Origin of the sequence: Streptacidiphilus jeojiense (assembly GCF_000719095.1) — a bacterium.
Taxonomy (GTDB): domain Bacteria; phylum Actinomycetota; class Actinomycetes; order Streptomycetales; family Streptomycetaceae; genus Streptacidiphilus; species Streptacidiphilus jeojiensis.
This window is the reverse complement of the sequence record NZ_JOEH01000031.1, coordinates 32,772-56,757: the sequence shown is the minus strand read 5'-3', so window position 1 is coordinate 56,757 and position 23,986 is coordinate 32,772. Positions and strand designations below refer to the sequence as shown.

General features: G+C 74.9%; 16 protein-coding genes and 2 riboswitches. Of the genes, 6 read left to right on the top strand and 10 right to left on the bottom strand.

What is annotated here, in order from left to right:
• Nucleotides 1-18: 18 nt before the first annotated feature.
• A riboswitch (cobalamin riboswitch) is annotated at nt 19-172 on the bottom strand.
• Nucleotides 173-282: 110 nt separating this feature from the next.
• Nucleotides 283-2,667 carry an ATP-binding protein gene (locus IF29_RS0133715; RefSeq protein ID WP_051726367.1) on the top strand — a complete coding sequence of 795 codons (2,385 nt, stop codon included), beginning with the start codon at nt 283-285 and terminating at the stop codon, nt 2,665-2,667.
• A gap of 310 nt (nt 2,668-2,977) precedes the next feature.
• Nucleotides 2,978-4,039, top strand: coding sequence for a hypothetical protein (locus IF29_RS0133710; RefSeq protein WP_030263222.1), 1,062 nt, complete (start codon nt 2,978-2,980; stop codon nt 4,037-4,039).
• 45 nt (nt 4,040-4,084) lie between these two features.
• On the opposite strand, the gene IF29_RS0133705 is transcribed toward IF29_RS0133710, so the two are convergent.
• The 9 genes from IF29_RS0133705 to IF29_RS0133665 all read right to left on the bottom strand — a co-directional run bounded on the left by IF29_RS0133705 (nt 4,085) and on the right by IF29_RS0133665 (nt 17,727).
• On the bottom strand, nt 4,085-5,455 hold the full coding sequence (locus IF29_RS0133705) for a cobyrinic acid a,c-diamide synthase CobB (protein WP_030263219.1): 1,371 nt from the start codon (nt 5,453-5,455) through the stop codon (nt 4,085-4,087).
• Nucleotides 5,449-6,045 (bottom strand): cob(I)yrinic acid a,c-diamide adenosyltransferase, encoded by a 597-nt coding sequence (cobO, locus tag IF29_RS0133700; protein WP_030263216.1) that lies wholly within the window; start codon nt 6,043-6,045, stop codon nt 5,449-5,451. The genes IF29_RS0133705 and cobO overlap by 7 nt, the downstream gene beginning before the upstream one ends.
• A 2-nt stretch (nt 6,046-6,047) precedes the next feature.
• Nucleotides 6,048-8,057: a putative cobaltochelatase gene (locus IF29_RS0133695; protein WP_051726381.1), complete on the bottom strand. Its 2,010-nt coding sequence runs from the start codon at nt 8,055-8,057 to the stop codon at nt 6,048-6,050.
• Between the two features lie 35 nt (nt 8,058-8,092).
• Nucleotides 8,093-11,746 carry a cobaltochelatase subunit CobN gene (cobN, locus tag IF29_RS0133690; RefSeq protein ID WP_030263209.1) on the bottom strand — a complete coding sequence of 1,218 codons (3,654 nt, stop codon included), beginning with the start codon at nt 11,744-11,746 and terminating at the stop codon, nt 8,093-8,095.
• A 32-nt stretch (nt 11,747-11,778) separates the two neighbouring features.
• Nucleotides 11,779-13,275, bottom strand: coding sequence for a cobyric acid synthase (locus IF29_RS0133685; protein WP_030263206.1), 1,497 nt, complete (start codon nt 13,273-13,275; stop codon nt 11,779-11,781).
• Nucleotides 13,272-14,210, bottom strand: a complete 939-nt coding sequence (locus IF29_RS0133680; RefSeq protein ID WP_030263203.1) for a cobalamin biosynthesis protein — start codon at nt 14,208-14,210, stop codon at nt 13,272-13,274. Before IF29_RS0133680 ends, IF29_RS0133685 begins: the two co-directional genes overlap by 4 nt.
• A gap of 104 nt (nt 14,211-14,314) precedes the next feature.
• A riboswitch (cobalamin riboswitch) is annotated at nt 14,315-14,524 on the bottom strand.
• Between the two features lie 24 nt (nt 14,525-14,548).
• Nucleotides 14,549-15,856, bottom strand: coding sequence for a hypothetical protein (locus tag IF29_RS0133675; RefSeq protein WP_030263200.1), 1,308 nt, complete (start codon nt 15,854-15,856; stop codon nt 14,549-14,551).
• Nucleotides 15,857-15,870: 14 nt separating this feature from the next.
• Nucleotides 15,871-16,167, bottom strand: a complete 297-nt coding sequence (locus IF29_RS0133670) for a hypothetical protein (RefSeq protein ID WP_157624061.1) — start codon at nt 16,165-16,167, stop codon at nt 15,871-15,873.
• A 138-nt stretch (nt 16,168-16,305) separates the two neighbouring features.
• Entirely contained in the window at nt 16,306-17,727 is a 1,422-nt protein-coding gene (locus IF29_RS0133665; protein WP_030263193.1) for an NAD(P)/FAD-dependent oxidoreductase, read from the bottom strand.
• Nucleotides 17,728-17,947: 220 nt separating this feature from the next.
• Between IF29_RS0133665 and IF29_RS0133660 the strand changes: the two genes are divergently transcribed.
• From IF29_RS0133660 to IF29_RS0133650, 3 genes are all read left to right on the top strand, one after another.
• Nucleotides 17,948-19,072 carry an alpha/beta hydrolase gene (locus IF29_RS0133660; protein WP_030263190.1) on the top strand — a complete coding sequence of 375 codons (1,125 nt, stop codon included), beginning with the start codon at nt 17,948-17,950 and terminating at the stop codon, nt 19,070-19,072.
• Nucleotides 19,073-19,315: 243 nt separating this feature from the next.
• Nucleotides 19,316-20,725, top strand: a complete 1,410-nt coding sequence (locus IF29_RS0133655; protein WP_030263186.1) for a hypothetical protein — start codon at nt 19,316-19,318, stop codon at nt 20,723-20,725.
• Nucleotides 20,726-20,789: 64 nt separating this feature from the next.
• Nucleotides 20,790-21,281: a MarR family winged helix-turn-helix transcriptional regulator gene (locus tag IF29_RS0133650; RefSeq protein WP_030263182.1), complete on the top strand. Its 492-nt coding sequence runs from the start codon at nt 20,790-20,792 to the stop codon at nt 21,279-21,281.
• Between the two features lie 14 nt (nt 21,282-21,295).
• Here the strand turns inward: IF29_RS0133650 and IF29_RS0133645 are convergent, their stop codons facing one another.
• Nucleotides 21,296-22,306 (bottom strand): Lrp/AsnC family transcriptional regulator, encoded by a 1,011-nt coding sequence (locus IF29_RS0133645; RefSeq protein WP_051726366.1) that lies wholly within the window; start codon nt 22,304-22,306, stop codon nt 21,296-21,298.
• Between the two features lie 84 nt (nt 22,307-22,390).
• Here IF29_RS0133645 and IF29_RS0133640 point away from each other — a divergent pair, with 84 nt between their 5' ends.
• The gene (locus tag IF29_RS0133640; protein WP_030263175.1) at nt 22,391-23,935 is read left to right on the top strand and encodes an MFS transporter; all 1,545 of its coding nucleotides are present in this window, start codon (nt 22,391-22,393) and stop codon (nt 23,933-23,935) included.
• Nucleotides 23,936-23,986: the final 51 nt, after the last annotated feature.

Genomic DNA, 23,986 nt, shown 5'->3' with positions numbered 1-23,986 from the left:
CACTCGGGGTCCGCGCCCCGGATCGTGGTGTCGGCGGCCAGAGTTCCTGGCTCGGGGACGACCGCACCCGGTGCTCGGGCGCGCCGCCCGGTGACAGTGGCGGGACCGCGCCGGATTCGCACCGGACTTCCTCATCATTGCCGCCGTACAAGGCTCCAAAATCCCACCACGTGGCCCGTCGCCAGGTCAACCGGGGCGGCTGTGTCGTCGCCCACGCCCCGTTCCCCGCCGTTCTGACTGATCACCACCACCGGGAGTGAACGAACCGATACTCTCGGAAGAGTGCGGACCGGCGAGGCGGGCGGGGTGGACATGACCTTCAGCGTCCATGGCAGGCGAGTCGGGGAACTGCCCGCCGAGGTCACCGGCTTCGTCGGCCGGAGCGCCGAACTGGCCACCGTGGAACGGCTGCTGACGCAGGCCAGACTGGTCACCCTGACCGGCCCCGGCGGGGTCGGCAAGACCCGGATCGCACTGCGCACCGTCGCCGGGATGCGCGAGCGCTATCCGGACGGCGTCTTCCTGGTCGAGCTCTCCGCCCTGCCCGAGCCCGAACTGCTGCCCAGGGCGGTCTGCGCCGCGCTGGGGATAGTGGACCAGACGGCCCGTCCGCCGCTGGACTTCCTCACCGAGTACCTGGCCGACCGGACCGCACTGCTGGTGCTGGACACCTGCGAGCACCTGGTCGACGCCTGCGCCATGCTCGCCGACCTGCTGCTGCGGGACGCGCCGGGGATCGGCATCCTGGCGACCAGCCGGCAGCCGCTGGACGTCCCGGGGGAGCACACCCTGGTCATCCCCCCGCTGCCGGTCCAGGACGAGGGCCCGGACGGGGTCGGCGCGGTGGCGCTGTTCGCCCAGCGGGCGTCCGCGGTGCTGCCGGGCTTCGCCCTGGGCGACGGCAACCGCGCCGACGTGCTGGCGCTGTGCCGACGGCTGGACGGCATCCCGCTGGCCATCGAACTCGCCACGGTACGGCTCCGCGCCCTCCCGCTGGACCAGTTGGTGGCCCGGCTGGAGGACCGCTTCCGGCTGCTCACCGGCGGCCGGCGCACCGCACTGCCGCGGCACCAGACCCTGCGCACCACCATCGGCTGGAGCCACGAGCTGTGCACGGCCGAGGAGCGGCTGCTCTGGGCGCGGCTGTCGGTGTTCGCCGGCAGCTTCGACCTGACCGCGGTGGAACGGGTCTGCGCCGGCGGCGAGCTCGCCGCCGGCACGGTGCTGGAGCAGCTGATCGGCCTGGTCGACAAGTCGGTGGTGCTGCGGGTGGACTCCGAGGACGCCCGGACCCGCTACCGGCTGCTGGACACCATCCGCGAGTACGGCGGCGAGTGGCTGGAGCAGACCGGCGAGGAGGCCGCGGTCCGGCACCGGCACCTGGCCCACTACCGGGCGATGGCGGGCGAGTTCCGGACCCGCTTCGCCACCGACGCGCAGCTGCCGCTGTTCCGCGCGCTCGGCCCGGAACTGGAGAACCTGCGCGCCGCGCTGCGCTTCCAGATCGACAGCTCCACCGATCCCGACCAGGCCCTGTCCTTCTGCACCGACCTGTGGGCCTTCTGGGTCTGCTCCGGGCTGCACGCCGAGGGGCGGCACTGGATCGACCTGGCCCTCGCCGAGCAGCCCGCGCCCACCGCGGCCCGGTCGCTGGCGCTCAGCCTCGGCGCCCAGCTGTCGCTGTTCGCCGGCGACCACGACGGCGCGCTGCCGGGCCTGCTGGAGGCGCTGGCGATCGCGGAGCGGCTGGACGACGACCGGCTGCGGCTGCACGCGCACCACTTCCTGACCCTGGCCGCGGGCTGGCGCGGCGACTACGAGCAGGTCGAGGCCCACACCCAGAAGATCTTCGAGTATCTGCGCCCCGGTGAGGACCCGGTCAGCGACGGCCTGATGATGGCGCACTGGGCCCTCAAGCACGTGACCACCGACCGTCCGGACAAGGGCGTGGAGATCTGCGACGCGCACCTGGCGGTGCTGGCCGCGGAGCCGGACGAGTGCTGGCTGCGCGGCTTCCTGCTGCTGGTGAAGGCCCAGGCGCAGTTCGCCCTCGGCCAGTACCAGGAGGCCTCGCTGACCGCCCGTCAGTCACTGCGGCTGCGCACCGAGCTGGGCGACCGCACCGGGCAGGCGTACGCGCTGGAGGTGCTGGCCTGGGTCGCGGCCGCGGAGGGCCGGCACCGCCGGGCCGCCTGGCTGCTGGGCGCCGCCGCCGCGCTCTGGGAGCGGTCCGGGCTCCCGCTGAGCGGCGCCGTCGAGCTGCACGGGCCGCACGACACGGCGGTGCGGCTGATCGTCGCGGCCCTCGGCGAGCCGCTCCGGGCGGAGTGCCACCGGCAGGGGGCGTCCTGCGAGCCGGAGCGGGCCGTCGAGTTGGCCCTCTCCGAGGCGGACACCCCGCAGCCGGTGCCGAGCGGGCCGGAGTCGAGCGGGCCGGAGCAGCCGGCGCGGGCCCCGGGACCGGATCTGCTGACCCGCCGTGAGCGCGAGGTCGCCGCGCTGGTCGCGCAGGGCATGTCGAACCGTCAGGTGGCCGAGCTGCTGGTGATCTCCAAGCGCACCGCCGACGCCCATGTCGAGCACATCCTGGCCAAGTTGGGCTTCTCCTCGCGCACCGAGATCGCCGCGGCCGTGGCCCGCTCGCAGGTCGTGGAGGACAGCGTCTAGGTAGGTGCCGGCGCAGATCTAGGTATACCTGTTTCGGTCGGTTACCGATGCCCGGGCCGGGGCCCGCGGTCGATGCTGGAAGCACGTCGGGCCGCACCGGAGCCGGGTACAGCAGGGGGTCCGCAAGGGCCTCTGGGACCGGTACGGGGGGCAGCCCGGCGACCGTCACGGCATCCGCCGTTGCAGCAGGGGCTCCCCCGGTTCCACTGGCGGGGGGTGCCGTGGCGGGCCCGGTCGTTGTTCCGGGCGCCCGCCCTGCACTGACCCGTCCTCGCACCGACTCGCTCCGCACCGACACGAGGAGGCCGCCATGGCCACCGAGGCAGCCACTCCGCCCGAGCCCTGCCCGACCGACGACACCCTGCTCGGCCGGGACCGCGAACTCGCCTCCCTGCACCAGGCACTGGGCACCCGGCGGCTGGTCGCGCTGACCGGGACGGTGGGCGTAGGCAAGACCCGGCTGGCCCGGAAGGCCGCGGAGGTCTGGCACGGCGAGGTCGGCGGCCGGGTCCGCCGGGCCGATCTCGGCTCGCTGCTCGCACCCGAGCTCTTCGCGGTCACCCTCGGCTACGCCCTGCGGGTGCCCGAGCGTCCCGGTGTCTCCGAACTGGGCGGCCTGGCCAGCGCATTGGGGACCGAGCCGACCCTGCTGCTGCTTGACGGCACCGAACGGCTCAGGGGCCGGGGCGCGGCGGCACTGGAGTACCTGCTGGACACCTGCCCCGAGCTGACGGTGCTCTGCGCAGGCCGGGCCGGCCCCGGTTCGCACCATGAGCACGTCCAGCGCCTGGAACCGCTGGCCGAGACCCCGGCGGTGGCGCTGCTACGGCTGAGGGCCCGTCAGTTCGGCGCCGGCCCGATGGCCCGGGGAGGCAGGGAGCACCTGGACGCGCTGCCGCTGTGCCACCTGCTGGACCGCAACCCGCTGGCCCTGGTGCTGGCCGCCAGCCGCCTGGTCGACACCCCGCCCCGGCGGCTGATGACTGAGACCGCCTGCCCGGCCGGGCTGCTGGCGCTGGCTCCCGGCGAACTCGATCCGGCGCACGCCGAGGCGGGCCGCCGCCATCTGCCGGACCGCACGCTGCGGTCCGCCGCCGAGGCCAGCCACGAGCTGTGCACCGACGACGAGCGGCTGCTGTGGGCCGCGCTGTCGGGGGTCCCGGTCGGCTTCGACCTGGCCGACGCGCACCAGGCCTGCGCCGGGCTGGCGCTGCCGGGGACGCCGCTCTCGGGCCCGGCGCTGGAGGCCGCCTGGGCCGGGCTGATCCGGGCCTCGGTGCTGGTCCGGTACGGGGCGGGCACCGGCCGCTACCGGCTGCCCTTCCTGCTGCGGGCCTACGGCCGCGAGCAGGCGCGACAGCTCAAGCGCTGACGGCGGCTCAAGCGCTGACGGCGGCTCGCAGGCGCTGACGGCGGTTCAGGCGCCGAGCAGTGCGTGCCCGAGCAGCCGGTGCGGCAGCTGCGGGGCGCCGGCCCAGTGCAGATGCAGGTAGGAGGCGTGCAGGGTGGGCGAGGTGAACCCCTCGGTACGCGGCCCGGCCGCCCCGCGCCAGCCCCAGGCGGGTGCGGGACCGCCGCCCGGCTCGCAGACCGTGCGGTGGAACTCGTGCCCGTTCAGCCGGGTCCCGGCCGTCGCCAGCGGGCTGTCCGACAGCGCCACCGCCTCGCGGTAGCCCAGGGTCAGCCGCTCGGTCATCCGCGCCTCCGCGTCCAGCACCCCGCACATCGGGGCCCCGTCCAGCGAGCGCGCCAGGTAGAGCAGCCCGGCGCACTCGGCCACCAGCGGCGCACCGGAGGCGGCGAGCGCCCGGACCGACTCCCGCAGCGCGGTGTTGCCGGACAGCCGCTCCGCGTACACCTCGGGGAAGCCGCCGCCGATGACCAGCGCGGAGGTGCCTTCCGGCAGCTTCTCGTCGCGCAGCGGGTCGAACGGGGCGACCTCGGCGCCGGCGGCGGCGAGGAGTTCGGCGTTCTCGGCGTAGCTGAAGGAGAAGGCGGCACCCGAGGCCAACGCGACCACCGGCCGCCCCGGCACCGGTCCGCCCAGCGCCTCGATCTCCGCAGCCGGGTCCCAGGGTTCGGCGTCCAGCGGGGGAGCGCTGCGGGCCAGCGCCAGCAGCGCCTCCAGATCCACCCCGGCCCGGACCAGCTCGCCCATGGACCGCACCGCGCGCAGCGCCTCGGCGTCCCGCTCCACCGCCGGGATCAGCCCCAGGTGCCGGCTGGGCGTCACCACCTCGGCCTGCCGCCGCACCGCACCGAGCACCGGCACGCCGCCGCTCTCCAGGGCGTCCCGCAGCAGCTCCTCGTGCCGGTCCGAGGCGACCCGGTTGAGGATCACCCCGCCCAGCCGCACCTCCGGATCCCAGGACGCGAACCCGTGCACCAGCGCCGCCACCGACCTGCTCTGCGAGGAGGCGTCCACCACCAGCACCACCGGCGCCCGCAGCAGCTTGGCGACATGCGCCGTCGAGGCGAACTCCCCACGCCCCGCCGCCCCGTCGAACATCCCCATCACGCCCTCGACCACGGCGACGTCCGCCCCGGCCGCGCCGTGCAGCAGCAGCCCGGGCAGCCGCTCGGGTCCGCACAGGAAGGCGTCCAGGTTGCGTCCGGGACGGCCGGTGGCGAGCGCGTGGTAGCCGGGGTCGATGTAGTCGGGACCGACCTTGTGCGGCGACACCGCCAGCCCCAGCCCGGTGAGCGCGGCCATCAGCCCGGTGGCGACGGTGGTCTTCCCGCTGCCGGAGGAGGGGGCGGCCAGGACGAGCCGGGGGAGCGCTACCACTCGATGCCGCGCTGGCCCTTGCGGCCCGCGTCCATCGGGTGCTTGACCTTGGTCATCTCGGTGACCAGGTCGGCGGCGTCCACCAGCGCCGCCGGGGCGTTGCGGCCGGTGATCACCACATGCTGGCTGCCCGGACGGTCCTTGAGCACCGCCAGCACCTCGTCGGTGTCGATCCAGCCCCAGTGCAGCGGATAGGTGAACTCGTCCAGGACGTAGAGCCGGTAGGTCTCGGCCGCCAGGTCGCGCTTGACCTGCTCCCAGCCCTCGCGGGCGGCGTCCTCGCTGTCCTCGATGTCGCGCTGCACCCAGGACCAGCCCTCGCCCATCTTGTGCCAGGCCACACTGCCGCCCTCGCCGCTGGCGCCCAGCACCCGCAGCGCGTGCTCCTCGCCGACCTTCCACTTGGCGGACTTGACGAACTGGAACACCCCGATCGGCCAGCCCTGGTTCCAGGCCCGCAGGGCCAGCCCGAAGGCGGCGGTCGACTTGCCCTTGCCGGGACCGGTGTGCACGGCGAGCACGGGCTGGGTACGGCGCTGACGGGTGGTCAGGCCGTCGTCGGGAACGGTGGTCGGCTGTCCCTGCGGCATGGCTACGCCGCCTCCTTCTGCTTGCTGTGTCCACGGTCGGTGTGGATGAGGTCGGTGACGAGGTGGGTGACGCTGTCGGCGGCCAGCTCCTCCAGCCGGACCGCCTCGCCGGCCAGGTGCTGCGCCAACTCGGCGGCCAGGCCCAGCCGGACCGGTCCGCTCTCGCAGTCGACGACCACGGCCGCCGTGCCCTGCGCGGCCAGCAGCTGCGCCGCCCGACGGGCGTCGGGGAGTGCCTGCGACCCGCCGGTGGCCCGGCCGTCGGTGACCACCACCAGCAGCGGACGGCGGCGCGGATCGCGCAGCCGCTCCAGCCGCAGCGTCTCGTGGGCCCGCAGCAGCCCGGCGGCCAGCGGCGTGCGGCCGCCCGTCGGCAGCTGCTCCAGCCGGGCCGCACCGACCTCGACCGAGGAGGTGGGCGGCAGCGCCAGCACGGCCTCGGAGCCCCGGAAGGTGATCATGCCGATCTTGTCGCGCCGTTGGTAGGCGTCCATCAGCAGCGACAGCACCGCGCCCTTGACCGCCGACATCCGCTGCCGGGCCGCCATCGATCCGGAGGCGTCCACCACGAACAGCACCAGGTTGGACTCGCGGCCCTCGCGGACCTGCTCGCGGAAGTCGTCCCGGCGCAGCCGCAGCGCCCGTCCGTCCCGGCCCCGGGCCAGCTGGTGCGGGGCCGCGGCCTGGACGGTGGCGGCCAGGTGCAGCCGCTGCAGCGCCCCGGTCGGCCGGGCCGCCCGGACGGTGTGGCCGCCGCTGTCGGTGCGGGCCCGCGAGCGGCGCCCCCCGGCGCCCTCGCCGAGCCCGGGCACGGTCAGCAGCCGGGTCCGGTAGGGGGAGGCGGCCGGTGCGGCGGGCTGGGGCGGCGCCGGGGCGGTGCGGCTGGGCGCGCTCTCCTCACCGGAGTTCTCCTGCCCGGAGGCCTCTGGCTCGGGAGCGTCCTGGCCACCGCCCGACGGACCGTCAGGACCGCCGCCGTCGGGCGGTCCCTCGGGGCCGGGGCCGTCGTCGTCGGGGCCGCCGTCCGGTTCCTCGGCGGCCGACTGCTCCAGGGTCTGGTCCAGCTTCTCCTCGTCCAGGCCGGGCGCGTCGAAGGGGTTGCGCCGGCGCCGGTGCGGCAGCGCCAGCTGCGCGGCGGTGCGGACGTCCTCGGCGGTGACCTCGGTCCGGCCGGCCCAGGCCGCCAGCGCGACGGCGGTCCGCGCCATCACGATGTCCGCGCGCAGCCCGTCCACCTCGAACGCGGCGCACACGGCGGTGATCTGACGCAGCGCCGGATCTCCCAGCAGCACGGCGGGCAGCAGCGCCCGCGCCGCGGTGATCCGGGCCGCGAGCTCCTTCTCCTGCTGCGCCCAGCGCTCCGCGAAGCCCTCCGGGTCGGCGTCGTAGGCCAGCCGCCGCCGGACCACCTCGGCCCGCTCCACCGGTTCCCGGGTCGCGGCGACCTCGACGGTCAGGCCGAACCGGTCCAGCAGCTGCGGACGCAGCTCGCCCTCCTCCGGGTTCATCGTCCCGACCAGCAGGAACCGCGCCGCATGGCGCACCGAGACGCCCTCGCGCTCGACGTAGGAGCGGCCCATCGCGGCGGCGTCCAGCAGCAGGTCGACCAGGTGGTCGTTGAGCAGGTTCACCTCGTCGATGTAGAGCACGCCCCGGTGCGCGGCGGCGAGCAGCCCGGGCTCGTAGGCCTTGACCCCCTCGGCCAGCGCCCGCTCCAGGTCCAGCGAGCCGACGATGCGGTCCTCGGACACCCCGACCGGCAACTCCACCAGCCGGGTGGCCCGTTCGGCGGCCGGTGCGGCGGTGTCGTGCGGCCCGTCCGGGCACTGGGCGTCCGGTGCGGCCGGGTCGCAGGCGAAGCGGCAGCCGTCGACCACCGCGATCGACGGCAGCAGCCCGGCCAGCGCCCGCACCATGGTCGACTTGGCGGTGCCCTTCTCGCCGCGCACCAGCACCCCGCCGACCTGCGGGGACACCGCGTTCAGCAGCAGCGAGAGGCGCAGGTCGTCCATGCCGACGATCGCGGTGAAGGGATAGCGGGAGTCGGTCACTGGTCGTCCCCTTCGAGGTCGCCTTCGAGTTCCAGGTAGGTGGCGCGCAGCTGGTCCAGGGTGTCCTGGTCCGGCTCGGCCCACAGCTGCCGGTCCGCCGCCTCCAGCAGGCGTTCGGTGATGCCCCTCAGCGCCCAGGGGTTGGACTGCTTCATGAACTCGCGGTTGGTGGGGTCGAAGACGTACTCGGTGGCCAGCTTCTCGTACATCCAGTCGTCCACGACACCGGCGGTGGCGTCGTAGCCGAAGAGGTAGTCCACGGTGGCGGCCATCTCGAAGGCGCCCTTGTAGCCGTGCCGGCGCATCGCCGCCATCCAGCGGGGGTTGACCACCCGGGCCCGGAAGACCCGGTGGGTCTCCTCGCCCAGGGTGCGGGTCTTGACCTGGTCCGGGGTGGCGCTGTCGCCGACGTAGGCCTCCGGCGAAGCACCCGTCAGATGACGGACCATCGCCACCATGCCGCCGTGGTACTGGAAGTAGTCGTCGGCGTCGACCAGGTCGTGCTCGCGGGTGTCGATGTTCTTGGCCGCCACCGAGATCCGGCGGAACGCCTGCTCCATGTCGCCCCGCGCGGCCCGGCCGTCCAGGCCGCGGCCGTAGGCGTAGCCGCCCCAGACCGCGTAGACCTCGGCGAGGTCGGCGTCCGAGTGCCAGTTGCGGGCGTCGATCAGCGGCAGCAGCCCGGCCCCGTAGGCGCCCGGCTTGGACCCGAAGATCCTGGCGGTGGCCCGGCGCCGGTCGCCGTGCTCGGCGGTGTCCTGCTCGACGTGGGCCCGGACGTAGTTGGCGTCCCCGGGCTCGTCCAGCGCCGCCACCGCCTGCACCGCGTCGTCCAGCAGCGCCACCACGTGCGGGAAGGCGTCCCGGAAGAAGCCGGAGATACGGACCGTCACATCCACCCGGGGACGGCCGAGTTCGGCGGTCGGGACGATCTCGAAGCCGGTGACCCGGCGGGAGGCGTCGTCCCAGACCGGACGGCAGCCGAGCAGCGCCAGGATCTCCGCGATGTCGTCGCCCTGGGTGCGCATGCAGGAGGTGCCCCACACGGTCAGCCCGACCGAGCGCGGATAGCCGCCGGTGTCGGCCAGGTAGCGGGCCACCAGCGAGTCGGCCAGTGCCTGCCCGACCTCCCAACTGAGCCGGGACGGAATGGCCTTGGGGTCGACCGAGTAGAAGTTCCGCCCGGTCGGCAGGACGTTCACCAGCCCGCGGGTGGGAGACCCGGAGGGACCGGCCGGGACGTAACCGCCGCGCAGCGCCCGCAGGATGTGGGTTAGCTCGTCGGTGGTCCGCTCCAGCCGGGGGACCACCTCGTCGGCGGCGAACCGCAGCACCGCGGCGGCCTCGGCGTTGGCATGCCCCAGCACCTCGCGCACCAGCGGCTCGGCGGCGGAGGCGGCCCAGCCCGCCTGCTCCATCCCCTCGGCCAGCCTGCGGCACAGCTGCTCCAGCAGGTCCACCGCGTCGGCGGCGCTCCGGGCCGGTCCGGCCACCAGCGCGGTCAGCTCTGCCGGGACCTTCACCGGCGCGCCGGGCTCCGCCAGCAACTCCTTCTCCACCAGGCCGAACTCGGCCGCCAGCGCCGCCCGCAGCCCCGGCAGCGCATCGGCCTTCCCGCCCCACACCTGGGCCGAACGCAGCACCGCCAGCACCAGGTTGACCCTGGCCTCGTCCACCGGGCCGCCGCCCAGGATGTGCAGCCCGTCGCGGATCTGCACGTCCTTGATCTCGCAGAGGTAGCCGTCGATGTGCATCACGAACTCGTCGAAGGCCTCCTCGTCCGGCTGGTCCTCGACATGCAGGTCGTGGTGCAGCTCGGCGGCCTTCACCAGGGTCCAGATCTGCGCCCGGACCGCCGGGGCCTTGGCCGGGTCCAGGTCCTTGACCAACGCGTACTCGTCCAGCAGCTGTTCCAGCTTGGCCAGGTCGCCGTAGGTGTCGGCACGGGCCATCGGCGGCACCAGGTGGTCCACGATGGTGGCGTGGCCGCGGCGCTTGGCCTGGGTGCCCTCGCCGGGGTCGTTCACGATGAACGGGTAGACCAGCGGCAGTTCGCCCAGCACCGCGTCCGGGGCGCAGCCCGCCGACAGGCCGAGGCCCTTGCCGGGCAGCCACTCCATGGTGCCGTGCTTGCCCAGGTGCACCACGGCGTCGGCGCCCCAGGACTGCTCCAGCCAGCGGTAGGCGGCCAGGTAGTGGTGCGAGGGCGACAGGTCGGGGTCGTGGTAGATGGCGATGGGGTTCTCGCCGAAGCCGCGCGGCGGCTGGATCATCAGCATCACGTTGTCGAACTGCAGCGCGGCCAGCACGATGTCGCCGTTGTCGACGTACAGGCTGCCGGGGGCCTCGCCCCAGTGCCGCAGGATGCCCTCGCGCAACTCCTGGTCCAGGGTGGCGAACCAGGCCTGGTAGTCGGCCAGCGGCACCCGCGCCGGGGCGGCCCGCAGCTGCTCCTCGGTCAGCCACTCCACGTCGTGGCCGCCCGCGGCGATCAGCTTGTGGATCAGCTCGTCGCCGCCGGACGGGTAGTCGGCGACCCGGTAGCCGGCCCCGCGCAGCGCGTCCAGCAGCCGTACCGCCGAGGCGGGGGTGTCCAGGCCGACCGCGTTGCCGACCCTGGAGTGCTTGGTCGGGTAGGCGGTGAAGACCACGGCGATCTTCTTCTCGGCGTTGGGCTTGTGCTTCAGCGCCGCGTGCCGCAGCGCGATCCCGGCCACCCGGGCGGCCCGCTCGGGGTCGGCGGCGTAGACCGGGATGCCGTCCTCGCCCAGCTCCTTGAAGGAGAACGGGACGGTGATCAGCCGTCCGTCGAACTCGGGGATGGCGACCTGCATGGCCGCGTCCATCGGCGACAGCGCCGCGTCGGAGGCCTCCCAGGCGGCCCGGGTGGAGGTCAGGCACAGGCCCTGCAGCACCGGGATGTCCAGCTGGGCCAGCGCCCCGATGTCCCAGGCCTCCTCGGCGCCCCCGGCGCTGGCGTCGGCCGCCACCGTGCCGCCGGAGGCCAGCACCGTCGCCACCACCGCGTCGCACCGGCCCAGCAGCGCGAACAGCTCGGCGTCGGCGCCGCGCAGCGAACCGCAGAACACCGGCAGCGCATTGCCGCCGCGCGCCTCGACGGCGTCGCACAGGGTGTCCACGAAGGCGGTGTTGCCGGACAGTTCGTGGGCCCGGTAGAAGAGCACCCCCACGGTCGGGCGGCCCTCGACGAACGGACGCGAACCGCTGACCCCGTACAGCGGCATCGGCTGCGGCGGGGCGAAACCCTCGCCGGTCAGCAGCACCGTGTCGGAGAGGAACCGGGCCAGCTCGGCCAGGTTCGCCGGACCGCCCTCGACCAGGTAGGACAGCGCCTCGGCGACCACCCCGGCCGGGACCGAGGACATCCCCATCAGCTCGGCGTCCGGCACCGACTCGCCGCCCAGCAGCACCGCGGGCACCCCGGAGCGGGCGATCGTGGCCAGCCCGTCCTCCCAGGCCCGCCGGCCGCCCAGCAGCCGCACCACGACCAGGTCCGCGCCGGTGAGCAGCGCGTCCAGCTCCTCACCGGCCTCGACCCTGGTCGGGTTGGCGACCCGGTAGCCGGCGTCGGCGGCACCGGCGGCCAGCAGGTCGGTGTCGGAGGTGGACAGCAGCAGCACCGTCGTCACAGCAGGTACCTCTCCAGAAGTGGTTGGTTCGGTCACGGCGCACCCGGCGGCACGAACGGCAGCCCGTCCGGTACGCCGCCCTCGATCAGCCGCAGCAGTGCCGCGGTGTCGGCGTGTTCCTCGATCAGATCGCCCAGCCGGTCCAGCCGTTCCTCGCGGGCCGCCGCGAAGCAGGTGTCCGGGGCCGGCACGAAGCGGCGGCCGGCGGCCGTAGCGACCTCGCGCAGGAAGGCGCGGCGGAAGCCGTCGTTCTCCAGTGCGCCGTGCCAGGTGGTGCCCCAGACCGAGCCCTGGCGGACCCCGTCCAGCCAGGGCTCGCCGCCCTCGACGGCGGCCACCCCGTGGTGGATCTCGTAGCCGGCCACGGTCTCCCCGTAGGCCTCGCCGACCGGCCGGGCCAGCGTCTTGGCGGTCGCGAACTCCACCCGAACCGGCAGCAGCCCGAGGCCGGGGACGGCTCCGGCCCTGGACTCGACCTCGTCCAGGATGGTCAGCGCCAGCATCTGGTAGCCGCCGCACACCCCCAGCACCGGCCACCCCTCGGCGGCGCGTCCGGCCAGCGCCGCGTCCAGGCCGCGCTCGCGCAGCCAGGCCAGGTCGGCGACGGTGGCCCTGGTGCCGGGCAGCACCACCAGGTCGGCGTCGGCCAGCTCCTCCGGCCGGGTGGCCCAGCGCACCAGCACCCCCGGCTCCTGGGCCAGCGCGTCGATGTCGGTGAAGTTGGACAGCCGGGGCAGCCGCACCACCGAGACCCGCAGCACCTCCTCGCCGGAGGCGCCGCCGCTGGGCGCCCGGTCGACCAGTCCGGCCAGGTCCAGTGAGTCCTCGGCGTCCAGCCACAGACCCGGCAGCATCGGCAGCACGCCCAGGGACGGACGGTGCGTCAACTGCTCCAGCATGTCCAGGCCCGGCTTGAGCAGCCGGACGTCGCCGCGGAACTTGTTGACGATCCATCCGGCCAGGTGCCGCTGGTCCTCTGCGGACAGCAGCGCCAGCGTCCCGTACATGGACGCGAAGACCCCGCCCCGGTCGATGTCGCCGACCACCACCACCGGCAGCGCGGCGGCGACCGCCAGGCCCATGTTGGCGATGTCCCGGTCGCGCAGGTTGATCTCGGCGGGGGAGCCGGCGCCCTCGCAGACCACCACGTCGTAGCGGCCGCGCAGGTCGGCCAGGCAGTCCAGGGCGATCCGCAGCAGCGCCGGCTTGCGCTCGCGGTAGTCCAGCGCGCCGACCTCGGCGACCGGCTGCCCCAGCACCACCACCTGGCTGCGCTGGTCGGAGCCGGGCTTGAGCAGCACCGGGTTCATCGCCGCCTCGGGTTCGATCCGGGCCGCCGCCGCCTGCATCGCCTGGGCCCGGCCGATCTCGGCGCCGTCGGCGGTGACGAAGGAGTTCAGCGACATGTTCTGCGCCTTGAACGGCGCGACGGAGACCCCCTGCCGGGCCAGCCAGCGGCAGACACCGGCGGTCACCACGCTCTTCCCGGCGTCCGAGGTGGTCCCCGCGACCAGCAGTGCCCCGTTCATCGGCGCCCCCTCCGTACCCCTGCGACCAGCGCGGTCACGCCGACCGCGAGCAGCCCCACCCGCCGGGACAGCCGGCAGGCCCGTTCGATGTCCGCGACCGCCACCGGCCGCGACCCCGCTCCGAGCACCGGACGGTGCTCCACCCTCGCGCCGTACTGCAAGGTCCCGCCCAACTGCACTCCCAGCGCGCCGGCGAACGCCGCCTCCGCCTGGCCGGCGTTGGGGCTGGGGTGGCTGGAGGCGTCCGCCCGCCACACCCGCCAGGCCTCCCCGCGGTGGTCCGGCCCCGCGGCGGCGACGGTCAGCAGCGCGGTCAGCCGGGCCCCCGGCCAGCCCGCCACGTCGTCCAGCCGGGCCGAGGCCCAGCCGAAGCGCAGGTAGCGGGGCGAGCGATGGCCCACCATGGCGTCCAGGGTGTTCACCGCACGGAACGCCAGCAGCCCGGGAGCGCCTGCCACCGCGCCCCACGCCAGGGCGTTCACCACCGCGTCGGCGGTGTTCTCGGCCACCGACTCGACCACCGCACGGGCGATCTGCTGCTCCGTCAGCTCCCTGGGGTCGCGTCCGCAGAGGTACGGCAGCCGCTCGCGCGCCGCCGCCAGGTCGCCTGCCTCCAGAGCCGCGCCGATGGTCCGCGCCTCCCGCACCAGGGACGCGCCGCCGAGCACGGTCCAGGTGGCCGCGGCCGTGAACAGCGCCGTTCCCGCCGGGGTGCGCCGCAGTGCCCGCTCGCCGCACCGGGCCGCAACCGCCACCGTGCCGACGCAGAGCGCCGTGAAGACCGCTCCGCTGTCGCGCCGGTCCTGCCAGAGCAGCCGCTCCAGCGCCCCGGCGGCCCGGCCGAACCCGGCCACCGGGTGCCCGCGCCGGGGGTCGCCGAAGGCGGCGTCGGCTGCGTATCCGGCTGCGAGCCCCAGGGCGGTCGTCGCCCGCACGGCCGTCAGCCGCAGGGCCGGGCGATGGCGGGGACAGCAGGCAGAGGTGGTGGCGGAGCAGAAACGCGCATGGCGGTGGATGTCCTCACTCAGGGTCCGCGCCCTGGATCGACGAACCGGGGGCGAGAGTCTCCTGGCTTCCGGATCGACACGCCCCCGGGCCTTCCCGCAGTGCCACCACCCGGTAGAGGGGGGTGACCGCCGCCGTGGCCGTCGTTCGAGGGCGCTCCCCGGTGACAGTGGCGGGACCGCGCCGGACTGGGGGTCTCCCCCTTCACCGGCTTCCTCTCCATGCCTCCGTTTGGCCTGCTGATACCACCACGTCCGCCGACCGAGCGTCAACCGGCGGCGGCCCCGCCCGCGCAGTGCTCCAGCAGGTCGGCCACGCTGCCGCGGCCGTCCCAGCCGGGGTCACGGCCCGTCAGCGCCGCGCCCAGGCGGGCCCATCGCACCGGATCGGTGCCCAGGATCAGCGGCACCTGCTCGGCGAGTGTGGCGAGCGCCACCCGGGTGGCCTGCGGCAGGTCGTCGCGGACCAGCGCGCCGGACAGGTACATCAGCACCCGGGCGGCCGGGGCGGTGCGGATCAGCAGGTCGGCTCCGTCCATCCGGCCGGTGTCCAGGGCGCGGTCCAGCAGGTGCGCGACCATCCCGTCGCCCAGCTCGTCGAAACCCTGCCCGGGTCCTCGCTCCGGCAGCCCGGGCGGCTCGGCTTCGGCAACCAGGGCCGTGTCCCGGAACGCGGGGCACCGCCCCAGGGTGAACCGAGCCGGGACCACCGCCAGCAGGTCGGCGGCGCGCACCAGTCCGCGGGCCAGGGCGGTGTCCGCGTACTCGGCGGCGTCCCGGCCCGGTCCCTCGGCGGGCGCGGCGGCGCAGAACTCGCGGAAGGTCGCGGTGACCAGCTCCGCGGTGTGGTGGCCGTAGACCCGCTCGGGCCGGGGCAGACCGGCTGCGTCGCAGGCGTCGAGCAGCCAGGCCGGGGTGGTCCAGTTGGGCAGGTCGTAGGCGCCGGTGGCCAGCAGCGCGGCCAGCACCTCGGGGTCCTCCGGCAGCGGTGGCTGGGTGTCACCGCAGGCGCGGCGCAGCAGGTCCAGCGCCATCAGCGCGGACTCGGCGACCCGGGGCGGTGCGGCCCGCGCGGGCGCAGGCGCGACGGCGGTCAGCGGGCGCAGCTGTTCGAGCAGGGCCTCGGGCAGGGCGGGCAGCAGCGCGCGGACGTCCTGGTCCGGGAGCCGGTCCAGCAGGAAGGCCAGCACCCCGAGCACGTTCCGGCTCGGCGGGTACCACTCGTCCGGGCCCGCGGCGGGACTGGGCCGGGCCGCGAGCAGGTCGGGCAGCGTGCCGCGGTAGCCGGAGAGCTGCTCCTGCAGACCGTGCCAGCGCTCGGCGTCGGCGCCGAGGAACTCGGCCACCAGGGCCCGGAGTTCGGCGGCGAGCAGCCCCTCCGGGTCGTCGGCCCCGGCCAGCATCCCCGGTACCAGCCGGGCCGGGCGCGCCACCGCGAGCAGTTCGGAGCCGAGCCGCGCGTCCAGGCCGCCGGCCGCCCGCGCCGCCGCGACCAGTCGGCCGAGCTGCGGCTGCCGAGGTGCGGCCAGCGAGGCCCGTACCGCGGCAGCCGCCCGCTCGGCGGGCTCGCGTTCCATCGACGACACCGGCCTCAGGCGGCGTTGTCCTTGCTGGCCGGCAGCTGCTTGGGCGAGCGGGCGGCGCGCAGCAGCTCGACGGCGGTCGGCACCGGCTCGACCGGCACCGGTCCCTGGAGCGGACCCAGGTGCGGACCGAGGTGCGGACCGAGGACCGGCCCGGGGAGCACCTGCCCCTGGACGACCTGGCTGAGTACGACCTGCTCACCGGGGCTGGTGGGCGGGCGGAGGAAGTGGTCCTCGAACCACGACATGCCCAGGATCATGAGCAGGCCGATCGGAGCTATGACGACGCAGAGTAGGACAGACATGGGCACCCCAGGCGGTCAGTGCTGCTGCGGTCTTCCGACTACCCCCGGATCCCAGCCTCGGCCACCGCTCCGCGTTCCGCATCTCGGGGAGTCCGCGCGCGACTGCGTACAGTCAGCGCACCGCCGCCCGGCCCCGGCTCAGTGCCGCCCGGAGACCACGTCGGCGACCCGGGCGATCGGCGAGGTGGTCGCCCGGCCGCCGCGCTCCTGCCGGTCCGCGGCGTGGTAGGCGGCGTACATGCCGTGCACGCCGATCCAGCGCAGCGGCTCCGGTTCCCAGCGCCTGACCCGGTGGTTCACCCAGGGGAGTGCCGTCAGCCCGGTGTCCCCGGAACCGGCCGGCGCGGACTCGCGCAGCACCAGGTCCCGCAGGGTCCTGGCGGCCAGGTTGGTGGTGGTCACCCCGCTGCCGACGTAGCCGCCGGCCAGGCCGAGGCCGGTGGCCGGGTCCAGCTCCACCGTCGAGCACCAGTCCCGGGGCACGCCCAGCACCCCGGACCAGGCGTGGTCGATCCGGGCATCGGCGGCGGCCGGGAAGAAGTCCACCAGGATCGCCCGCAGTTGGTCCACGGTCTTCTGCGCGGTCAGCCCGTCGTTGTCGGTGCGCGAGCCGAAGCGGTACGGGACGCCGCGTCCGCCCAGGGCGATCCGGTCGTCGGCGGTGCGCTGGGCGTACATGTAGGCGTGCGCCATGTCGCCCAGGGTCTCCCGCCCGGACCAGCCGACCGCCTGCCAGAAGGCCTCCGGCAGCGGCTCGGTGACCACCATCGAGGAGTTCATCGGCAGCCAGGACCGGCGTTCGCCGCGCAGCGCCGAGGTGAAGCCCTCGGTGGCCCGCAGCACGAACCGCGCCGACACCGTGCCCTGCGCGGTGACCGCCTTGGCGGGCGCGCCGGACCCGCCGGGCACGATCTCGTCCACCGCCGTGGACTCGTACACCGACACGCCCATCGCCTCGACCACCCGGGCCAGCCCGACCACCAGCTTGGCCGGCTGGATCCGGGCGCCGTGCGGGGTCCAGGTGGCGCCCAGGGTGCCCGCCACGCCGATCCGCGCGGCGGCCTCGGCCGGGCTCAGCAGTTCCAGACCGGTCTCGCCGAAGGAGTGCTCGTTCTCGACGTACGCGCCCAGCCGCTCCAGCTGGGCCGGGGTACGGGCGACCTCCATCATTCCGCCCTTGGCGATGTCGGCGTCGATGCCCTCGGCCGCGCACACCGCGATCACCTCGTCCACCGCGCCGTTCATCGCCTGCTGCATGGCGATCGCGCCCGGCTTGCCGTACCTGCGGGCGAAGACACCGCGTCCGGCGAAGCCGTTGTAGAGCCAGCCGCCGTTGCGGCCGGACGCGCCGTAGCCGCAGAAGCGCTGCTCCAGGACGGTGATGCGCAGGCTGGGATCGGCCTTCTTCAGGTAGTACGCGGTCCACAGACCGGTGTAGCCGCCGCCGACGATGCAGACGTCGGCCTCGGCCGAGCCGTCCAGCGGCCTGCGGGGGGTGGGGAGCCCGATGGTCGAGTACCAGAACGAGACACCGCCGTTGGCGGTGGCGGACGTGCCCACAGGTGACCTGCTTCCATGCTGCGGATAGTGCCCGGCACGCTACCGATGCCCCCGGACCTGCGGCAATGCGCACTCTGTCAGGGGTGGGCCGCGGACTCGGACACTCCGTCGGATGGCCGCGCACCGCTGGCGCGTGCCGTCGCGGGGTACTGGGATGGGTCGGAGCGGGTAAGGAACGCAACGGGTGAGCACCCGGTATCGGACCGACCTTGGGAGCGAGATGCGCTGGGGACGAACGGCTGTGCTGGCCACGGCCACGGCGGTGGGTGCGGGCGCTGCCGCGCTGGTCGCCGGACGGGTGGTCTCCGACTTCTCGGTCCGCCCGCGCGGCGCGGCCCCGGCCGCGGCCGGGGGCCTGCGGGTGCACTCGCTGGCCGCGGGCCGGGTCGAGCTGACCCGGTCCTGGGAGACCCAGCGGCCCGGCCGCTACGCCCTGGAGTGGAACGACGGACACGCGGTGGTCGGCGAGGTGGTCGGCACCACCGCCCAGACCGTGGTGCGCCGGCTGGAGAGCGCCGGTGCGGACGGCGGCAGCCCGCTGGCCGTCGGCACCACCGTCCGGATCACCCCGCAGGTGCTCACCGGCGATCCGCGCTCGGCGGTCGGTCTCGACTTCTCCGAGCTCCATGTCCGCGGCGAGCTCGGCCCGATGCCGGCCTGGTACCTCGCCGGGGTGCGCGACCTGTGCGTGATCGCGGTGCACGGCATCGGCGCCGACCGCCGCCAGGCGCTGCCACTGCTGCCGCTGCTGGACCGGCTCAAGGTGCCGGTGCTGGTGCTGACCTACCGCAACGACGAGGGCGCGCCGCGCTCGCCCGACGGCATCGCCCACTTCGGCGAGACCGAGTGGCGCGACGTTGAGGCGGCGATCCGGTTCGCGGTGGACGGCGGCGCGCGGCGGATCCTGCTCTACGGCTGGTCCGTGGGCGCCACCATGGCGCTGCAGGCGGCGGCCCGCTCGGACCACCGCGAGGCGGTCCGCGGCCTGGTGCTGGACTCCCCGGTGCTGGATTGGGAGGACACGGTGCGCCGGCAGGCCACCCGGCGCGGGGTCCCCGGACCGCTGGCCGAACTCGGCGTGCGGGCGGCCCAGGGGCGTTCGGCGGTCGATCCGGCCGGTTTCGACCGGCTGGCCCTCGGCGCCGACCTCTCCGTCCCGGCCCTGCTGCTGCACAGCGCGGACGACACGGTGGCCGGCGTCGGGGCGGCCCGGGAGCTGGCCCGGCGGCGCGAGGATCTGGTGGTCTACGAGGAGTACGCCGGAGCCGAGCACGAGGCGCTGTGGAACGCGGATCCCGAGCGCTACGAGGCGACGCTGCTCAGATTCCTCACCCCCCTCCTGTGACCCTTCCGTCACCATTCCGGGACCGAGTGGAGCCCGCCGCGCCAGGGGATGTGACAACTGCCCCGCGGACGGGGAAGACTGCACGGCGTGACGTCCCGGAATTCGCGTGACCGTACTGGCCGATCCGAGATTTCTGGCCGACCCGACACCGTCGGCGGGCGACAGGAGGGTGCACCCGCGAGGGTGACCCGACTGCCCACCGCCGCCCGCCCGCCGCAGCCCCGCGCGGCCACCTCAGGCGGCATGGGCAGCACCGGCGCGGCAGCGCGCTCCGGCGCTCATGCCCGCCGCACGCCCCCGGCCGGGCTGCCCGGCCCTGCCCAACTCTCCCCGCTGGCCCGCAGGCTGCTCGCCGACGCGGTCCGGATCGCCCGCTGGGCCGGCGAACTGCCCAACGTCGACCGGCGCGGGGACCTGCTGGAGGGCGACGTGGTCTCGGCCGGGCGCGCCCTGGCGATGACCCATGACGCCGCCGTCGCCTCCTGGGAGCGGGCCCGCCTGGCCGGCCTGGTGGAACTGCGCGGCAGCGGCGCCGGCCCCGGCTGGCGGCTGCACGCCTGGGAGCACGACGACGAGGCCGTGCTGCGCGGCTGGGCGGCGCTGTTCGACGCCTGGACGCTGCTGGTGCCGGTGCCCGACCGCAACCTGACCTCGCTGGCCGGGCTGGCCGTCGACCACGCCCCGCAACTGCTCTCCTTCCTGCACCTGGTGGACGGCCCGGTGCCGCTCACCGAGCTGCTGGAGCTGCTGCGCCGGGGCCTGGAGGAGCAGTGGCACGGCGGGGTGCCGCCCGCGCTGGGCGCACCGGTCCCGCACGCCGCCTGGGCGGTCAGCGCCGTCCGCGGCGACAGCGCGCTGGCGCTGACCCTCACTCCGGGAGCGGCCGAGGTCGCCGGGGTGCTGGACTGGATGCTGGACGGCTTCGCGGCCGTCGGCGCCGTGGTCCGCCGCGACCTGGGCTCGCCCGACGCCGAGCCGGGCAGTGCCGAGGCGGGCCCGGTCGAGGTCGGCGCGGAGCTCACCCCGCTGGGGCACTGGGCGGTGCGCGCCAAGCTGGAGGAGATCTGCACGGTGGCGCAGACCGCCGCCGGCCACATCGAGCAGTCCGCGCTGGAACTGCTGACCGCCTGCGCCCAGTACTCCCCGGGCCCGGCCCGCGCCGAGTACCGGGCCTGGCTGGCGGCCCGTCAGGCCGAGAGCGCCGTCGCCGACCTGCTGGACGTCGCCCGCGGCGAGGACGCGCTGCTGCGCGGGCTCGCCTTCGAGGCGCTGCGGGTCGCCGGGCACCCGGCCGAACCGGCCATCAGGGACTGCACCGAGGAGCCGCTGCTGCGCCCCTACGCGCTGCTGTGGCTGGCCGAGCAGACCGACGAGGAGGTGCTGCCCTCGGACGTGCTGGGCCAGGAGGACGCCACCTGGCTGTGGGTGGACACCGGCGCGGCTGTGCTGGAGCACGGCGACACCGCCATGCTGGTCCGCCACGTCCAGGGCGCCACCGACGGCGACCCGGGCCGGCTGTTCGCGCTGGCCCGCCGGATCGGCCACCCCAGGGCGGGCCAGGTGCTGGCCGCCGTCGCCTCCGCCCACCCCGACCCCGGCGTGGCCCGTGCGGCCCGCCGCAGCGCCTTTAGCGTCCACGAGGGCGGGCGCTGACCCGGCACCCTCCTGGCCCGGCGGCGAGTACGGTGTGTGGCAGCAGCCGGGCGAGGGAGTGAGCATGACAGCCGAAGGACGGATCGACTCACCCGCTGACGCGGTCGCCGACTCCCGGATCCAGGCCTTCGGCGTGCTGCTGACCGCGGCCAACCGGCTGGAGCGCCTGCTCGGCTCCTCGATGGAGCACGAGAGCGGGCTCAGCCACCCGATGTTCGAGGTCCTGCTGCTGCTCGCGGCCAGGCCGGAGGGCGCCGCGATGGGCGACCTCTCCCGGAGCCTGGTGCTCACCAGCGGCGGGGCCACCCGGCTGATCGACCGCATGATCGCCGGTGGTCTGGTGCGGCGGCAGCGCTCCAGCGCGGACAAGCGGGTCCAGGTGGTCACGCTCACCCCGGCCGGGTCCTCCCGGCTGGTGCAGGCGGCCCGCCGCCATGTCGAGGAGCTCGACCGGCACGTCTTCGCGGTCCTCCCGCCGGACCGCACCGGCGCCGTGGTGGACGGCCTGGACCGGCTCAGCCACCACGCCCTGGAGGCGCTGCCCCCGCTGGGCTGAACCGGCGGCCGCGACTAGGCCTGCCGTCCGCTCCAGTAGCGGACGTCCCCGGACACGCCGGGATAGGGGCCCGCGGCCTTGATCCGGCGCAGCACCGGCCCGGTCTCCACCTGCTGGACGGCGCCCAGGGCGGAGATGCTGGTGGTCAGGTAGGTGTAGAAGGCCGGGATGTCCTTGCAGATCACCACCGCGTGCAGATTGGTCGGCCCGGTGGTGGCGCAGCAGAAGGCCACCTCCGGATGCTCGGCCAGCTCGCGTCCGGTGCGGTCCAGCTCGGACGGGGACACCGACAGCCAGAGCATCGCCACGGTGTCGAGCCCGAAGATCCGCCGGTCGAAGTCGATGTCGTAGTAGAGCACCCCGCTGGCCTTCAGCTCGGCCATCCGCCGGCGCACCGAGGTCTGCGAGAGCCCGCCGGCCGACGCCAGTTCGGCCAGTCCGGTGCGGCCGTCGCGCTGCAGCAGGGCCAGCATCCGGTGGTCCGCCTCGTCCAGCGCCTCGGCCGGCCGGGGTACGGCGGTGGAGGGCCCGGGCTCCAGCAGCCGGGTCTGCTCCGCCGTCAGCGTGTCCAGCTTGCTGATCAGGCTCAGCGACTCGCCGAAGTAGGTGTGCAGCACGCAGTAGGCGGTGACCCCGACCACGCTGCGGGTCCTCGGCAGCCGCTGCAGCAGCAGCGAGTCGCTGCGGTCGTCGCCCGAGCGGCTGACGCAGTTGATCTCGGTGCCGCCGGAGATCAGGCTGATCCAGGCGGTGTCGTCGCGGCGGGCCAGCGCCTCGGCGACCGGGGCCGCGCCGTCCGGGGTGCACTGCACCCTGATGATCCACTGGACCTCGCCCATCACGGCGGGGCTGGTCAGCCCCATCACCTGGAGCGATCCCCGGCCGCGCAGCCTTCCGTAGCGGCGCGCCACGGTCTGGTCGGAGACCCCGAGCGCCTGGGCGATCCGGCTGAACGAGGCCCGCCCGTCGACCTGGAGGGCGCGCACCAGCTGCCGGTCCAGCCGGTCGAACTCATGGGATTTCACCGCTCCAGCGTAGACAATGTCGAGATCCGCCGGTAGCGGGCCTCTGGCTGGGGAATCGGGTGCTTGGGAGCCGATGCTGTTCGCATGCGTAAGTGGATCCCCCTGACCGCCATCTGCCTCGGCACCTTCATGCTGCTGGTCGATGTCAGCATCGTGAATGTCGCCCTGCCCGACATGGCCTCCGACCTGCACTCCTCCTTCACCTCCCTGCAGTGGGTGGTGGACATGTACGCGCTGGTGCTCGCCGCCCTGCTGATGGTCGTCGGCGCGCTCGGCGACCGCCTCGGCCACCGCCGGCTCTACCTGGTCGGCCTGGTGGTCTTCGCCGTCGCCTCGCTGGCCTGCGGTCTGGCGCCGAACGCGGCGACCCTGATCGCGGCCCGCGCCGCGCAGGGCATCGGCGGCGCTGCCATGCTGACCTCCACCACCTCGCTGCTCAACGCCGCCTACCAGGGCCGCGACCGGGGCACCGCCTTCGGCATCTGGGGCGCCGTCAGCGGCGGCGCCGCGGCCGTGGGTCCGGTCCTCGGCGGTGTGCTCACCGACCAGATCGACTGGCGCGCGATCTTCTACGTCAATCTGCCGATCGCGGCGCTGGCCGTCGTGATGACCCTGCGTCATCTGAAGAACGATCAGGGACACGGCCGGGGCCGGCTTGACTACGCCGGTGCCGTCGCCTTCACCGCCTTCTCCGGCGCGCTGGTCTACGCCCTGATCGAGGGCGCGGACCAGGGCTGGGGCAGCGGCACCGTGCTGACCTGGCTCGGGGTGGCCGTGCTGGCGCTGGTCGGCTTCGTACTGGTGGAACTGCGGGTCGCCGACCCGCTGCTGGACCTGTCGCTGCTGCGCAACCGCAGCTTCGTCGGGCTGACCCTGGCCGCGCTGCTGGTGAACGCCGCCGCCTTCGCCCACCTCACCTACACCGGCATCTGGATGCAGTCGGTGCTGGGCCTCAGCCCGATCCAGGCCGGCCTGGCGATCTGCCCGCTGGCCCTGGCCGCCTTCGTGGTCTCCGGCAACAACGCCCGGATCTTCCACAAGGCGCCGCCGCAGGTTCCGGTCGGCCTGGGGCTGGTCCTGGTCGGCGCCGGCGCGCTGCTGATGACGCTGGTCTCGCCCGGGTCCTCGTGGACCGCCACCCTGCCCGGCCTGATCGTCAGCGGCCTCGGCGTCGGCGCGGCCATGCCGGTGATGATGTCCGCCGCCCTGGGCAGCGTCCCGCGCGAGCGGGTCGGCATGGCCAGCGGCGTGGTCAACACCGGCCGCCAACTCGGCTACGCGCTGGGCATCGCGGTCCTCGGCACGATCTTCGCCAACCGGATCCAGACCTTCGTCGCGGACAACAGCCACCTGGCGGACCCGCACGCGGCCGCCTCCGCGCTCAGCGGCGGCCGGGCCCAGGCCGTCCTGGCCGCGGTGCCCGCGGACCAGCGGGACACCGTGCAGGGGCTGGTGCACTCGGCCTTCGCCACCGGCCTGGACCGGGTCTACCTGGTCGCCGGCGTCACCGGCGTCGTCGCGGGGCTGCTGGTGCTCGCGCTGGTCCGGCGCGGCGCGCCGGCGCCCTGGGAGCAGAAGCCGCAGCCGGCGGCCGCCCAGGCCGCCCCGGAGCCGACCCAGGTGCCCTGACGGCCCGTTCCCGGCCGCCCCACGCCGAAGCCCCCGTGTCCGCAGCGAGCG

Excerpts from the sequence above, each read along its gene's own strand:
- cobO (WP_030263216.1), bottom strand. The coding sequence starts at position 6,045 with ATGCCGCAGGGACAGCCGACCACCGTTCCCGACGACGGCCTGACCACC.
- IF29_RS0133655 (WP_030263186.1), top strand. The coding sequence starts at position 19,316 with ATGGGCAGCACCGGCGCGGCAGCGCGCTCCGGCGCTCATGCCCGCCGC.
- IF29_RS0133640 (WP_030263175.1), top strand. The coding sequence starts at position 22,391 with ATGCGTAAGTGGATCCCCCTGACCGCCATCTGCCTCGGCACCTTCATG.
- IF29_RS0133685 (WP_030263206.1), bottom strand. The coding sequence starts at position 13,275 with ATGAACGGGGCACTGCTGGTCGCGGGGACCACCTCGGACGCCGGGAAG.
- IF29_RS0133670 (WP_157624061.1), bottom strand. The coding sequence starts at position 16,167 with ATGTCTGTCCTACTCTGCGTCGTCATAGCTCCGATCGGCCTGCTCATG.
- IF29_RS0133650 (WP_030263182.1), top strand. The coding sequence starts at position 20,790 with ATGACAGCCGAAGGACGGATCGACTCACCCGCTGACGCGGTCGCCGAC.
- IF29_RS0133660 (WP_030263190.1), top strand. The coding sequence starts at position 17,948 with ATGCGCTGGGGACGAACGGCTGTGCTGGCCACGGCCACGGCGGTGGGT.
- IF29_RS0133695 (WP_051726381.1), bottom strand. The coding sequence starts at position 8,057 with ATGGACGACCTGCGCCTCTCGCTGCTGCTGAACGCGGTGTCCCCGCAG.
- IF29_RS0133675 (WP_030263200.1), bottom strand. The coding sequence starts at position 15,856 with ATGGAACGCGAGCCCGCCGAGCGGGCGGCTGCCGCGGTACGGGCCTCG.
- IF29_RS0133710 (WP_030263222.1), top strand. The coding sequence starts at position 2,978 with ATGGCCACCGAGGCAGCCACTCCGCCCGAGCCCTGCCCGACCGACGAC.